The organism is Pseudomonas sp. BAY1663, assembly GCF_000582595.1.
Taxonomy (GTDB): domain Bacteria; phylum Pseudomonadota; class Gammaproteobacteria; order Pseudomonadales; family Pseudomonadaceae; genus Stutzerimonas; species Stutzerimonas stutzeri_AF.
Window position 1 is genome coordinate 14,243 of record NZ_AZSV01000061.1, and the last position, 13,036, is coordinate 27,278.

The window sequence follows — 13,036 nt, forward strand, 5'->3', positions numbered from 1 at the left end:
GTGAGCGCATGGAACCGTCCTATCGCATTACCGAGGTGACCAGCGGTGCCAGCTTCACCTGCGCCGGCGACCAGAGCGTGCTGCAGGCCATGGAACAGCAGCAGCTGCACTGCCTGCCGGTCGGCTGCCGCGGCGGCGGCTGCGGCCTGTGCAAGGTGCAGGTGCTCAGCGGCGAGTTCGACTGCGGACGCATGAGCAGCAGGCACGTGCCCGAGCAGGCCCGCGTCCGGGGCCAGGTGCTGGCCTGCCGGCTGTTCCCGCGCAGCGACCTGGCCATCGAACGCCCGCCGCGGCCCGAAACGCCCGGCATTCCCGCGCATTAGCGCCCCCGTAATGACCCAACAACAAAGACAAAAAGGTGTCGACATGAAAAAAGGTGTATTGCGTCCCGGCCACGTGCAGCTGCGCGTGCTGGACATGGCCAAGGCCCTGGAACACTACGTCGAGCTGCTCGGCCTGATCGAGATGGATCGCGACGACAAGGGCCGCGTCTACCTCAAGGGCTGGACCGAGACCGACAAGTTCTCCGTGGTGCTGCGTGAAGCCGCCGAGCCGGGCATGGACTTCATGGCCTTCAAGGTCATCGACGACGCCACCCTCGGCCGCCTGACCGAAGACCTGGTGGCCTTCGGCTGCATGGTCGAAAGCATCCCTGCCGGCGAGCTCAAGGGCTGCGGCCGGCGCATCCGCTTCGCCGCGCCGTCCGGGCATCGCTTCGAGCTGTACGCCGAGAAGCAGATGACCGGCAAGTGGGGCCTGGCCGAGGTCAACCCGGAAGCCTGGCCGCGTGGCCTCAAGGGCATGCGCGCGACCCGCTTCGACCATGCCCTGCTGTACGGCGACGAACTGCCGGAAACCCTGCGGCTGTTCACCGAAGTGCTCGGTTTCAGCCTCGCCGAGCAGGTGCTCGACCCGACCGGCACGCGCATCGCGCAGTTCCTCACCCTGAGCATGAAGGCCCACGACGTGGCGTTCATCCACCACCCGGAGAAGGCCAAGCTGCACCACGTGTCGTTCTTCCTCGACACCTGGGACGACGTGCTGCGCGCCGCCGACCTGATCAGCATGACCAACACCTCGATCGACATCGGCCCGACCCGCCATGGCCTGACCCATGGCAAGACCATCTACTTCTTCGACCCCTCGGGCAACCGCAACGAGGTGTTCTGCGGCGGCGACTACCACTACCCGGACCAGCCCACCGTGACCTGGACCACCGACCAGCTGGGCAAGGCGATCTTCTACCACGACCGCCAGCTCAACGAGCGCTTCCTCACCGCGCTGACCTGATTTTTGCCTGACGAGAAGAGCGTGCCCATGAAAGAAATCAGACACTTCATCAACGGCGAATACGTCGGCTCGGCCAGCGGCAAGCTGTTCGACAACGTCGACCCGGCCACCGGCCAGCCGATCGCCCGGGTCCACGAGGCCGGCGCGGCCGAGGTCGATGCCGCGGTCGAGGCGGCGCGCGCCGCGTTCAAGGGCCCCTGGGGGCGGATGAGCGTGGCCGAGCGCAGCGAGATCCTGCACCGCGTCGCCGACGGCATCAACGCGCGCTTCGACGAGTTCCTCGACGCCGAATGCCGGGACACCGGCAAGCCTAGGTCGCTGGCCTCGCACATCGACATTCCGCGCGGCGCGGCCAACTTCAAGGTATTCGCCGACCTGATCAAGAACGTGCCGACCGAGGCCTTCGAGATGGCCACCCCGGACGGCGCCGGCGCGCTGAACTATGCGGTGCGCCGGCCCAAGGGGGTGATCGGCGTGATCAGCCGTGGAACCTGCCGCTGCTGCTGATGACCTGGAAGGTCGGCCCGGCGCTGGCCTGCGGCAACTGCGTGGTGGTCAAGCCGTCCGAGGAAACCCCGAGCACCACCGCGCTGCTCGGCGAGGTGATGAACGAGGCCGGCGTGCCGCCGGGGGTGTACAACGTGGTGCACGGCTTCGGCGGCGATTCGGCCGGCGCCTTGCTCACCGCCCATCCGGGCGTAGACGCCATCACCTTCACCGGCGAGACCGGCACCGGCGAGACCATCATGCGCGCCGCCGCCAAGGGCGTGCGCCAGGTGTCGCTGGAGCTGGGCGGCAAGAACGCCGGCATCGTCTTCGCCGACTGCGACCTGGACAAGGCCATCGAGGGCACCCTGCGCTCGGCCTTCGCCAACTGCGGCCAGGTCTGCCTGGGCACCGAGCGGGTCTATGTCGAGCGGCCGATCTTCGACGCGTTCGTCGCCCGCCTGAAGGCCGGCGCCGAGGCGCTGGTGATAGGCGAGCCGAACGATCCCCAGGCCAACTTCGGCCCGCTGGTCAGCCTCAAGCACCGCGAGAAGGTCCTTTCCTACTACCAGAAGGCCGCCGACGAAGGCGCCACCCTGGTCACCGGCGGCGGCGTGCCGCAGATGCCGGCGCACCTGGCCGGCGGCGCCTGGGTGCAGCCGACCATCTGGACCGGCCTGCCCGACGACTCGGCGGTGGTCACCGAGGAAATCTTCGGCCCCTGCTGCCATATCCGCCCGTTCGACAGCGAGGAGGAGGCCATCGCGCTGGCCAACAGCCTGCCCTACGGCCTGGCCTCGGCGATCTGGACCGAGAACGCCTCGCGCGCGCACCGCGTCGCCGGGCGCATCGAGGCCGGCATCGTCTGGGTCAACAGCTGGTTCCTGCGCGACCTGCGCACCGCCTTCGGCGGCGCCAAGCAGTCGGGCATCGGCCGCGAGGGCGGGGTGCACTCGCTGGAGTTCTACACCGAGCTGAAGAACGTCTGCGTGAAGCTCTGAGGACCCGGCCATGAACGCACCCGAGCACAGCCCGGAAATCGGCCGCGAGATCCTCGCCGCCGGCTACCGCACCAACCTGCACGACCAGGGCCAAGGCTTTCCGCTGCTGTTGATCCACGGCTCCGGCCCCGGCGTCACCGCCTGGGCCAACTGGCGCGGGATCATCCCGCAGCTGGCGCAAACGCGGCGGGTGATCGCCCCGGACATGCTCGGCTTCGGCTACAGCGAGCGTCCGGCAGATAGCAAGTACAGCCAGGCGCGCTGGGTCGAGCATGCCATCGGCGTGCTCGACGCCCTGGGCATCGAGCGCGCCGATATCGTCGGCAACTCCTTCGGCGGCGGCCTGGCGCTGGCCCTGGCCATCCGCCACCCGCAGCGGGTGCGTCGGCTGGTGCTGATGGGCAGCGTCGGCGTGTCCTTCCCGCTCACCGCGGGGCTGGACGCGGCCTGGGGCTACACCCCGTCGCTGGCCAACATGCGCGCGCTGCTCGACCTGTTCGCCCACGACCGCCACCTGGTCAACGACGAGCTGGCCGAGCTGCGCTACCAGGCCAGCATCCGCCCGGGCTTCCAGGAATCCTTCGCCGCGATGTTCCCGCCGCCGCGGCAGCACGGCATCGAGGATCTCGCCAGCGGCGAAACCGACATCCGTGCGCTGCCGCACGAGGCGCTGGTCATCCACGGCCGCGAGGACCGGATCATCCCGCTGGCGGCCTCGCTGCGCCTGGCCGAGCTGATCCCCAATAGCCAGCTGCACGTCTTCGGCCGGTGCGGCCACTGGACCCAGATCGAACACGCCGAGCGCTTCGCCCGCCTGGTCGAGGACTTCCTCGCCGAGGCGGACCGCGCCCATTCATGAGAGAGACCGTTATGGACAAGACATTGATCGACCAGCTCGGCGACGAGCTCTACCAGGCCATGGCCCAGCGCGAGACCGTGTCGCCGCTGACCAGCCGCGGCTTCGACATCAGCGTCGAGGACGCCTACCACATCTCCCTGCGCATGCTCGAACGCCGCCTGGCGGCCGGCGAGCGGGTGATCGGCAAGAAGATCGGCGTCACCAGCAAGGCCGTGCAGAACATGCTCGGCGTGCACCAGCCGGACTTCGGCTACCTCACCGACGCATGGTCTACAACAGCGGCGAGGCCATGCCGATCAGCGAGAAGCTGATCCAGCCGCGCGCCGAGGGCGAGATCGCCTTCATCCTCAAGAAGGACCTGATGGGCCCCGGCGTGACCAACGCCGAGGTGCTGGCCGCCACCGAATGCGTGATCCCCTGCTTCGAGGTGGTCGATTCGCGCATCCAGGACTGGCAGATCAAGATCCAGGACACCGTGGCGGACAACGCCTCCTGCGGCCTGTTCGTGCTCGGCGACCAGGCCGTCTCGCCGCGCCGGGTCGACCTGGTCACCTGCGGCATGCTGGTGGAGAAGAACGGCCAGCTGCTCTCCACCGGCGCCGGCGCCGCCGCACTCGGCTCGCCGGTCAACTGCGTGGCCTGGCTGGCCAACACCCTCGGCCGCTTCGGCATCGGCCTGAAGGCCGGCGAGGTGATCCTCTCCGGCTCGCTGGTGCCGCTGGAGCCGGTCAAGGCCGGCGATTTCATGCGCGTCGAGATCGGCGGCATCGGCAGCGCCAGCGTGCGCTTCACCTGACCAGAACAAGAACAGGGGAAACACCCATGAGCAAGAAACTGAAAGCGGCCATTATCGGCCCGGGCAACATCGGCACCGACCTGGTGATGAAGATGCTGCGTTCCGAATGGATCGAGCCGGTGTGGATGGTCGGCATCGATCCCGAATCCGATGGCTTGAAGCGCGCCCGCGAGTTCGGCCTGAAGACCACCGCCGAGGGCGTCGACGGCCTGCTGCCCCATGTGCTCGACGACGACATCCGCATCGCCTTCGACGCCACCAGCGCCTACGTGCACGCCGAGAACAGCCGCAAGCTCAACGCGCTCGGCGTGCTGATGGTCGACCTGACCCCGGCGGCCATCGGCCCCTACTGCGTGCCGCCGGTCAACCTCAAGCAGCACGTCGGCGGGCTGGAGATGAACGTCAACATGGTCACCTGTGGCGGCCAGGCCACCATCCCCATGGTCGCCGCGGTGTCCCGCGTGCAGCCGGTGGCCTACGCCGAGATCGTCGCCACGGTGTCCTCGCGCTCCATCGGCCCGGGCACCCGCAAGAACATCGACGAGTTCACCCGCACCACCGCCGGCGCCATCGAGAAGGTCGGCGGGGCGAAGGAGGGCAAGGCGATCATCGTCGTCAACCCGGCCGAGCCGCCCTTGATGATGCGCGACACCATCCACTGCCTGACCGAGGGCGAGCCGGACCAGGACACCATCAGCGAATCGGTCCAGGCGATGATCCGCGAGGTGCAGAAGTACGTGCCCGGCTACCGCCTGAAGAACGGCCCGGTGTTCGACGGTAACCGCGTGTCGATCTTCATGGAGGTCGAGGGCCTCGGCGACTACCTGCCCAAGTACGCCGGCAACCTCGACATCATGACCGCCGCCGCGCTGCGCACCGGCGAGATGTTCGCCGAGGAAATCGCCGCCGGCGCCATTCAACTGCCACAGCGCGAAGCCGCCCTGGCCTGAGGAGAACAACGATGAATCTGCAAGGCAAGAAGGTCACCCTGCACGATATGAGCCTGCGCGACGGCATGCATGCCAAGCGCCACCAGATCAGCATCGAGCAGATGATCGCCGTGGCCAGCGGCCTCGACGCCGCCGGCATGCCGCTGATCGAGATCACCCACGGCGACGGCCTCGGTGGCCGCTCGATCAACTACGGCTTCCCGGCGCACAGCGACGAGGACTACCTGCGCGCGGTGATCCCGCGGCTCAAGCAGGCCAGGGTCTCGGCGCTGCTGCTGCCGGGCATCGGCACCGTCGACCACCTGAAGATGGCGCTGGACTGCGGCGTGTCCACCATCCGCGTGGCCACCCACTGCACCGAGGCCGACGTGTCCGAGCAGCATATCGGCATGGCGCGCAAGCTGGGCGCCGACACCGTGGGCTTTCTGATGATGGCGCACATGATCGACGCGGAAAAAGTGCTGGAGCAGGCCCGGCTGATGGAGAGCTACGGCGCCAACTGCATCTACTGCACCGACTCGGCCGGCTACATGCTGCCCGCCGAGGTCAGCGAGAAGATCGGCCTGCTGCGCGCCGAGCTCAGCCCGGCCACCGAGATCGGCTTCCACGGCCACCACAACATGGGCATGGCCATCGCCAACTCGCTGGCCGCCATCGAGGCCGGCGCCGCGCGCATCGACGGCTCGGTGGCCGGCCTCGGCGCCGGCGCCGGCAACACCCCGCTGGAGGTGTTCGTCGCGGTGTGCAAGCGCATGGGCGTGGAGACCGGCATCGACCTCTACAAGATCATGGATGTGGCCGAGGACCTCGTCGTGCCGATGATGGACCAGCCGATCCGCGTCGACCGCGACGCCCTGACCCTGGCTACGCCGGGGTGTACAGCTCGTTTTTGCTGTTCGCCCAGCGCGCCGAGAAGAAATACGGCGTGCCGGCCCGCGACATCCTCGTCGAACTGGGCCGGCGCGGCACCGTCGGCGGCCAGGAAGACATGATCGAAGACCTCGCCCTGGACATGGCCAGGGCCCGCCAGAGCCAGAAGGTGAGCGCATGAACCGTACCCTGAACCGCGAACAGGTGCTGGCCCTGGCCGAGCACATCGAGAACGCCGAACTGCAGGCCCACGACATCCACAAGGTCACCAACGACCATCCGCAGATGACCTTCGCCGACGCCTACGACGTGCAGTGGGAGATCCGCCGGCGCAAGGAGGCGCGCGGCAACAAGATCGTCGGCCTGAAGATGGGCCTGACCTCCTGGGCCAAGATGGCGCAGATGGGCGTCGAGACGCCGATCTACGGCTTCCTCGCTGACTACTTCAGCGTGCCGGACGGCGGCACGGTGGACTGCGCCGAGCTGATCCACCCGAAGATCGAGGCGGAAATCTCGGTGGTCACCAAGGCGCCTCTCAAGGGCCCGGGCTGCCATATCGGCGACGTGATCGCGGCGGTCGACTACGTGATCCCCACCGTCGAGGTGATCGACTCGCGCTACGAGAACTTCAGGTTCGACCTGATCAGCGTGGTGGCCGACAACGCCTCCTCGACCCGCTTCATCACCGGCGGCCGCATGGCCAGCCTCGAGGACGTCGACCTGCGTACCCTCGGCGTGGTGATGGAGAAGAACGGCGAGGTGGTGGAAGTCGGCGCCGGCGCCGCGGTGCTCGGCCATCCGCTGTCCAGCGTGGCGATGCTCGCCAACCTGCTGGCCGAGCGCGGCGAGCACATCCCGGCCGGCACCTTCATCATGACCGGCGGCATCACCGCCGCCGTGGCGGTGGCGCCGGGGGACAACGTCACTGTGCGTTACCAGGGGCTGGGCAGCGTTTCCGCCCGTTTCGTCTAAACCCACGGCCGGCTGTGGCCGGCCTTTTTCCAAGGAATAGCAGCATGCCCATCGCCCAGATCCATATCCTCGAAGGTCGAACCGACGAGCAGAAGGAGACCCTGATCCGCGAAGTCAGCGAGGCCATCGCGCGTTCGCTGGACGCGCCGCTGGCCAGCGTGCGGGTGATCATCAGCGAAATGCCCAAGGGTCACTTCGGCATCGGCGGCGAGCCGGCCAGCAAGGTCAGGCGCTGAAGTGGAGATGTCCGTCATGACGCTTCGGGTCGACGAACCCGACCTGCACTGGCAGGCCGCCCAACGTGCGGTCGAGGCCGCGGTGGCCCAGGCCTGCGCGCTGGGCATCCGCATCCATGTGGCGGTGGTCGACCGCGCCGGGCACACCCTGGCCTACCTGCGCATGAATGGCGCCTTCCTGCATTCCGAGGGCATCGCCGTGGACAAGGCCTATACCGCCGCCAGCTTCGGCTTCCCGACCCGCGACTGGCTGCAGGTGCTCGACGAGAACCCGCGGCTGCGTATCGGCCTGCCGGCGCGCGAGCGACTGGTGCTGTTCGGCGGCGGCCTGCCGGTCCTGCTCGACGGCCGCTGCCTGGGCGGCATCGGCGTCTCCGGCGGCAGCGAAGAACAGGACGAGTCCTGCGCCGAAGCAGGGCTGCGGGTGATGCAGGCCGCAGCCCCGCCAAAAGCCTGAAAAAAACATCGCCCCGAGGTCGGGCCTCCCACAAAAGCAGCAAGCCCACGCCGCATCCGGTGGGAGGCGCGCCCCCGCGGCGATGCAGGCCGCAGGCCTGCCAAAAACCTGAAAAACCTCACCCCGAGGTCGGGCCTCCCTCGAAAAGCAGCAAGCCTACGCCGCATCCGGTGGGAGGCGCGCCCCCGCGGCGATGCAGGCCGCAGGCCTGCCAAAAGCCTGAAAAACATCGCCCCGAGGTCGGGCCTCCCACAAAAGCAGCCGGTGCACGCGGCCCCAGCGGGCGCGCCCTCGCGGCGATGCGGGCCGCAGGCCCGCTGCCTACTTGTCGCGATCGATATTGAACGGCGACCAGGCCTGGCGGGTGGGCATCACTTCCAGACGGTTGATGTTGATGTGATCCGGCAGGGTGGCGACGTAGAAGATCTGCTCGGCGATGTCCTCGGCGCTCAGCGGTGTGGTGCCGCGGTACAGCCGGTCGCTGGCGGCCTGGTCGCCCTTGGTGCGGACCAGGGTGAACTCGGTCTCGGCCATGCCCGGGGCGATGTCGGTGACGCGCACGCCGGTACCCAGCAGGTCGCAGCGCAGGTTGTAGCCGAACTGCTCGACGAAGGCCTTGGTCGCGCCGTAGACGTGGCCGCCCGGATACGGCCAGTGGCCAGCCACCGAGCCGATGTTGACGATGCTGGCGCCCTTGCCGGTGGCGATCAGCGTCGGCAGCAGCGCATGGGTGACGTTGACCAGGCCGGTGATGTTGGTATCGATCATGGTGTGCCAGTCGGCGAGGTCGACCTGCTGCGCCGGCTGCGGCGCCAGGGCCAGGCCGGCGTTGTTGACCAGGCAGTCGACCTGGCGGAACGCCTCGGGCAGCTGCGCGACCGCCTGCTGCACGGCGGCGGCGTCGCGCACGTCGAGGGTGGCGGTGTGCACCGGGACTTTGGCCGACAGCTCGCCCTTCAGTTGCTCCAGGCGCTCGCTGCGCCGGCCGCTGAGCACCAGCGCCCAGCCGGCCTCGGCGAAGCGGCGGGCAGTGGCGCGGCCGAAGCCGGAGGTGGCGCCGGTGATGAATACGATCTTCTGTTTCATGCTCTTCCTCTTTTTCTGAAATGCCCGACCGTCGTGTAGGCGACGCGGCGTGACGGCATCCAGCTTAGGGGCCCCAGCCGCCGGCGGCAAAGTGCTTCGTGCGTTTATCGCCCAGCACCGCCCGCGAAAGCTTCATCGAATGGTCACGGCAGCTTCATGAACGCTTCGCCGGACTGCAACAGTCGCTGACTACCTTCTCGTCTAGACAAGTTGGCCGATCTCCCCGGCCGCGCAGACAAGAGGGCAAGACGATGAATGCGGCTATTCGAGTCGAGCGACTGAACAAGACCTTCGCCGGCAAGCAGGCGCTGTTCGACCTGGGCCTGGCGGTGCAGCCGGGCGAGATGGTGGCGCTGATCGGCGCGTCCGGTTCCGGCAAGTCCACCCTGCTGCGCCACCTGGCCGGGCTGGCCTGCTGCGACCGTTCCGCCGGCGGGCGCATCGAGGTGCTCGGCCGCGAGGTGCAGGCCACCGGTCGCCTGCATGGCGAGGTGCGCCGACTGCGCGCCGACATCGGCTACATCTTCCAGCAGTTCAACCTGGTCACCCGCCTCAGCGTGCTGGACAACGTGCTGCTCGGCTTTCTCGGCCGCATGCCGCGCTGGCGCGGTTCGCTGGGCATGTTCAGCGACGCGCAGAAGCGCCAGGCGCTGGCCGCGCTGGAACGCGTCGGCCTGGCCGAGCGCGCCGGGCAACGCGCCTCGACGCTCTCCGGCGGGCAGCAGCAGCGCGTGGCGATCGCCCGTGCGCTGACCCAGCAGGCCGAGGTGATCCTCGCCGACGAGCCCATCGCCTCGCTCGACCCGGAATCGGCGCGCAAGGTCATGGAAATCCTCGCCGACATCAACCGCCGCGACGGCAAGACCGTGGTGGTGACCCTGCATCAGGTCGACTACGCGCTGCGCTACTGCCCGCGCGCGGTGGCGCTCAAGGGCGGCCACATCCATTACGACGGCCCTTCGGCGGCGCTCAGCGACGGCCTGCTCAACGATCTCTACGGCGCCGACCTCGACGCCAGCCTGCTGTTCTCCGACCGCGCCCGCGCCGCCGAGACGCGGCCATTGCAACTGGTCAACGGCTGATCGCGGCCGGCACACCCGACAACCAACGCCACACCTCAGGAGTGACCTCCATGTTCAAGCGCATCAGCCATGCCCTCGCGGCCTCCACGCTGCTGGCCGGCGCCCTGCTGGGCACGGCCCAGGCCGCCGAGACCCTGACCTTCGGCATCATCTCCACCGAATCCTCGCAGAACCTGCGCAGCGTCTGGGACCCCTTCCTCGCCGACATGAGCAAGCAGACCGGCTACCAGGTGAAGGCCTTCTTCGCCCCCGACTACGCCGGGGTGATCCAGGGCATGCGCTTCGACAAGGTCGACCTGGCCTGGTACGGCAACAAGTCGGCGATGGAAGCGGTGGACCGCGCCAATGGTGAAGTCTTCGCCCAGACCGTCGCCGCCAACGGCAGCCCCGGCTACTACAGCCACCTGATCGTGCACAGGGACAGCCCGCTGAACTCGGTCGAAGACGTGCTGGCAAAGGCCAAGGACCTGACCTTCGCCAACGGCGACCCGAACTCCACCTCCGGCTACCTGGTGCCCGGCTACTACGTGTTCGCCCGCAACAAGGTCGACGCCAGCCGCATCTTCAAGCGCAGCCTCAACGGCAGCCATGAGGTGAACGCGCTGTCGGTGGCCAACAAGCAGGTCGACGTCGGCACCTTCAACAGCGAAGGCATGGAGCGCCTGCAGATCACCGCGCCGGACAAGGCCGCGCAGCTCAAGGTGATCTGGACCTCGCCGCTGATCCCCGCCGACCCGCTGGTATGGCGCAAGAGCCTGAGCGACGAGCAGAAGAGCCGCCTGCGCGAGTTCTTCATGAGCTACGGCGCCACGCCGGCCGAGAAGGAAATCCTCGCCGGCCTGCAGTGGGCACCGTTCCGCGCCTCGGACAACGACCAGCTGTTGCCGATCCGCCAGCTGGAACTGTTCAAGAAGCGCAGCGAAGTGGCCGCCGACAGCAAGCTCTCCGACGGCGAGCGCCAGGCCAGGCTGCAGGGCATCGACCAGGAGCTGGCCACGCTGGAACAGCGCATGGCCGAGCGCCAGCAGAAAGCCGAAGCCGCCAAGGCCAGCTGATCCCGCCGTCGGGCGTGGCGCTGCGGCGCCACGTTCGCGTCGCCCACGCCGCCGAGAACAGAACATGACCACACTCAGTACCACGCCGCCGCTGGCGGGCAACGACAAGCGCAGCTGGCCGCGCCTGCTCGGCTGGGGCCTGTGCCTGGCCGTACTGGCCTGGGCCTGGCAGGGCGCGGAGATGAACCCGCTGCTGCTGGTTCGCGACGGCGCCAACATGGCGACCTTCGCCGCCGACTTCTTCCCGCCGGACTTCGGCAACTGGCGGCTGTACCTCAAGGAAATGGTCACCACGGTGCACATCGCCCTGTGGGGCACGCTGCTGGCGATCGTCTGCGCCATCCCGCTGGGCATCCTCAGCGCGGAGAACATCGTGCCCTGGTGGATCTACCAGCCGGTGCGACGGCTGATGGACGCCTGCCGCTCGATCAACGAGATGGTCTTCGCCATGCTCTTCGTCGTCGCCGTGGGCCTGGGCCCCTTCGCCGGTGTGCTGGCGCTGTGGATCAGCACCACCGGGGTGCTCGCCAAGCTCTTCGCCGAGGCGGTGGAAGCCATCGAGCCGGGGCCGGTGGAAGGCGTGCGCGCCACCGGCGCCAGCGCCCTGCAGGAAGTCATCTTCGGGGTGATCCCGCAGGTGCTGCCGCTGTGGATCTCCTACTCGCTGTACCGCTTCGAATCCAACGTGCGCTCGGCCACGGTGGTCGGCATGGTCGGCGCCGGCGGCATCGGCGTGATCCTCTGGGAAGCCATCCGCGGCTTCCAGTTCGCCCAGACCGCCGCCCTGCTGCTGATCATCATCGCCGTGGTGAGCCTGATCGACCTGCTCTCCCAGCGCCTGCGCAAGCTCTTCATCTGACCGGAGTGGGCGCCTGGCGCCTTCGAAAAAACCATGCAGTTGTCTAGACAAGCAAGCGAACCGCTCTACCTCGAACTGGCGCAGGTGCTGCGCGGCGAGTTGCGTCACTACCGTATCGGCGACTTCCTCCCCGGCGAAATGCAGCTGGCGCGGCGCTTCGCGGTCAACCGCCACACCCTGCGCCGCGCCGTCGACGAGCTGGTGCAGGAAGGCCGCCTGCTGCGCCGCCAGGGCAAGGGCACCCAAGTGCTGCAACGCCCGCTGGTCTATCCGCTGCAGGCCGACAGCGCCTACAGCGATGCCCTCGCCGCCCTCGGCGTGCGCACCGAGGCGCGCCTGCTGGAGCGCCGCCTGCTCACCGCCAGCGCCGAGGAGGCGCGCCACCTGCAGCTGCCGGACGGTGCCGCGCTGATCGAGCTGTACACCCTGCGCCTGCTCGACGGCGAGCCGGTCAGCCTGATCCGCCATCGTTACTGCGCCAGCCGCGCCGACCTGCTGGCCGACTACCAGGGCGGCTCGCTGCGCCACTACCTGGGCGAACGCGACCTGCCGCTGGCGCGCAGCTTCAGCCTGATCGGCGCGCGCCTGGCCGACCGCGACGAGGCCGCGCGGCTGTTGATGCCGCTGCGCATGCCGCTGCTGTCGGTGTTCACCCTGTCCTCCGATCCCGCCGGCCGGCCCGTGGAAATCGCCCTCTCGGCGAGCCGCTCCGACCGCTTCCAGTACCAGGTAGCCCCCTGATGGAGAACCCCATGCACACCTGCGAACCCTCCGCCCGCCAGCGCTGGATGGCGGTGCTGGCCCGCGCCGACGCCGCCGAGCTGGCGCCGTTCGAGCACGCCCTGCGCGACTGCACCCACCAACTGATCCGCCCCGCGGAAATCGGCATGACCCTGGTGCGCGGGCGCATGGGCGGCACCGGCGCGCCGTTCAACCTCGGCGAGATGAGCGTCACCCGCTGCGTGGTGCGCCTGGCCGACGGCCACACCGGCTACAGCTACCGCGCCGGCCGCGACAAGCGCCACGCCGAGCTCGCC

General features: G+C 68.6%; 13 protein-coding genes and 3 pseudogenes. 15 read left to right on the top strand and 1 reads right to left on the bottom strand.

The window, feature by feature from the left end; genetic code table 11:
- The first annotated feature begins 8 nt into the window (after positions 1-8).
- From BAY1663_RS16030 to BAY1663_RS16075, 10 genes and pseudogenes are all read left to right on the top strand, one after another.
- The gene (locus tag BAY1663_RS16030; RefSeq protein WP_037042644.1) at positions 9-323 is read left to right on the top strand and encodes a 2Fe-2S iron-sulfur cluster-binding protein; all 315 of its coding nucleotides are present in this window, start codon (positions 9-11) and stop codon (positions 321-323) included.
- Positions 324-366: 43 nt separating this feature from the next.
- Complete coding sequence (locus BAY1663_RS16035) at positions 367-1,290, top strand: catechol 2,3-dioxygenase (protein ID WP_037042645.1); 924 nt, start codon at positions 367-369, stop codon at positions 1,288-1,290.
- A 27-nt stretch (positions 1,291-1,317) separates the two neighbouring features.
- Positions 1,318-2,777: pseudogene (locus tag BAY1663_RS16040) on the top strand (2-hydroxymuconic semialdehyde dehydrogenase).
- Positions 2,778-2,787: 10 nt separating this feature from the next.
- Entirely contained in the window at positions 2,788-3,636 is an 849-nt protein-coding gene (locus BAY1663_RS16045) for an alpha/beta fold hydrolase (protein WP_037042647.1), read from the top strand.
- 11 nt (positions 3,637-3,647) lie between these two features.
- Positions 3,648-4,432, top strand: a pseudogene (dmpE, locus tag BAY1663_RS16050) (2-oxopent-4-enoate hydratase).
- Positions 4,433-4,458: 26 nt separating this feature from the next.
- Positions 4,459-5,382, top strand: coding sequence for an acetaldehyde dehydrogenase (acetylating) (locus BAY1663_RS16055; protein WP_037042649.1), 924 nt, complete (start codon positions 4,459-4,461; stop codon positions 5,380-5,382).
- Between the two features lie 11 nt (positions 5,383-5,393).
- Positions 5,394-6,433: pseudogene (dmpG, locus tag BAY1663_RS16060) on the top strand (4-hydroxy-2-oxovalerate aldolase).
- Complete coding sequence (gene dmpH / locus BAY1663_RS16065) at positions 6,430-7,224, top strand: 2-oxo-3-hexenedioate decarboxylase (protein ID WP_037042650.1); 795 nt, start codon at positions 6,430-6,432, stop codon at positions 7,222-7,224. Before dmpG ends, dmpH begins: the two are co-directional and overlap by 4 nt.
- A 14-nt stretch (positions 7,225-7,238) precedes the next feature.
- Positions 7,239-7,460 carry a 2-hydroxymuconate tautomerase gene (locus BAY1663_RS16070; RefSeq protein WP_256206824.1) on the top strand — a complete coding sequence of 74 codons (222 nt, stop codon included), beginning with the start codon at positions 7,239-7,241 and terminating at the stop codon, positions 7,458-7,460.
- A 16-nt stretch (positions 7,461-7,476) separates the two neighbouring features.
- Positions 7,477-7,917, top strand: coding sequence for a heme-binding protein (locus BAY1663_RS16075; RefSeq protein WP_037042653.1), 441 nt, complete (start codon positions 7,477-7,479; stop codon positions 7,915-7,917).
- A gap of 321 nt (positions 7,918-8,238) precedes the next feature.
- Here the strand turns inward: BAY1663_RS16075 and BAY1663_RS16080 are convergent, their stop codons facing one another.
- Positions 8,239-9,003: an SDR family NAD(P)-dependent oxidoreductase gene (locus BAY1663_RS16080; protein WP_037042654.1), complete on the bottom strand. Its 765-nt coding sequence runs from the start codon at positions 9,001-9,003 to the stop codon at positions 8,239-8,241.
- A 251-nt stretch (positions 9,004-9,254) separates the two neighbouring features.
- Between BAY1663_RS16080 and phnC the strand changes: the two genes are divergently transcribed.
- The 5 genes from phnC to phnG form a co-directional block, all read left to right on the top strand.
- Positions 9,255-10,085 (top strand): phosphonate ABC transporter ATP-binding protein, encoded by an 831-nt coding sequence (gene phnC / locus BAY1663_RS16085; protein ID WP_037042655.1) that lies wholly within the window; start codon positions 9,255-9,257, stop codon positions 10,083-10,085.
- 50 nt (positions 10,086-10,135) lie between these two features.
- Positions 10,136-11,140, top strand: a complete 1,005-nt coding sequence (phnD, locus tag BAY1663_RS16090; protein ID WP_037042656.1) for a phosphonate ABC transporter substrate-binding protein — start codon at positions 10,136-10,138, stop codon at positions 11,138-11,140.
- 64 nt (positions 11,141-11,204) lie between these two features.
- Positions 11,205-11,999: a phosphonate ABC transporter, permease protein PhnE gene (gene phnE, locus BAY1663_RS16095; RefSeq protein ID WP_037042657.1), complete on the top strand. Its 795-nt coding sequence runs from the start codon at positions 11,205-11,207 to the stop codon at positions 11,997-11,999.
- 33 nt (positions 12,000-12,032) lie between these two features.
- A complete protein-coding gene (gene phnF, locus BAY1663_RS16100) occupies positions 12,033-12,740 on the top strand; it encodes a phosphonate metabolism transcriptional regulator PhnF (protein ID WP_037042660.1) in 708 nt (235 codons plus the stop codon).
- 11 nt (positions 12,741-12,751) lie between these two features.
- Positions 12,752-13,036 (top strand): phosphonate C-P lyase system protein PhnG (gene phnG / locus BAY1663_RS16105; protein WP_037042662.1); only part of this gene is annotated, 285 nt, incomplete at its 3' end.

Excerpts from the sequence above, each read along its gene's own strand:
- dmpH (WP_037042650.1), top strand. The coding sequence starts at position 6,430 with ATGAACCGTACCCTGAACCGCGAACAGGTGCTGGCCCTGGCCGAGCAC.
- BAY1663_RS16055 (WP_037042649.1), top strand. The coding sequence starts at position 4,459 with ATGAGCAAGAAACTGAAAGCGGCCATTATCGGCCCGGGCAACATCGGC.
- BAY1663_RS16080 (WP_037042654.1), bottom strand. The coding sequence starts at position 9,003 with ATGAAACAGAAGATCGTATTCATCACCGGCGCCACCTCCGGCTTCGGC.
- BAY1663_RS16075 (WP_037042653.1), top strand. The coding sequence starts at position 7,477 with ATGACGCTTCGGGTCGACGAACCCGACCTGCACTGGCAGGCCGCCCAA.
- BAY1663_RS16035 (WP_037042645.1), top strand. The coding sequence starts at position 367 with ATGAAAAAAGGTGTATTGCGTCCCGGCCACGTGCAGCTGCGCGTGCTG.
- phnC (WP_037042655.1), top strand. The coding sequence starts at position 9,255 with ATGAATGCGGCTATTCGAGTCGAGCGACTGAACAAGACCTTCGCCGGC.
- phnD (WP_037042656.1), top strand. The coding sequence starts at position 10,136 with ATGTTCAAGCGCATCAGCCATGCCCTCGCGGCCTCCACGCTGCTGGCC.
- phnE (WP_037042657.1), top strand. The coding sequence starts at position 11,205 with ATGACCACACTCAGTACCACGCCGCCGCTGGCGGGCAACGACAAGCGC.
- BAY1663_RS16045 (WP_037042647.1), top strand. The coding sequence starts at position 2,788 with ATGAACGCACCCGAGCACAGCCCGGAAATCGGCCGCGAGATCCTCGCC.
- BAY1663_RS16030 (WP_037042644.1), top strand. The coding sequence starts at position 9 with ATGGAACCGTCCTATCGCATTACCGAGGTGACCAGCGGTGCCAGCTTC.
- phnF (WP_037042660.1), top strand. The coding sequence starts at position 12,033 with ATGCAGTTGTCTAGACAAGCAAGCGAACCGCTCTACCTCGAACTGGCG.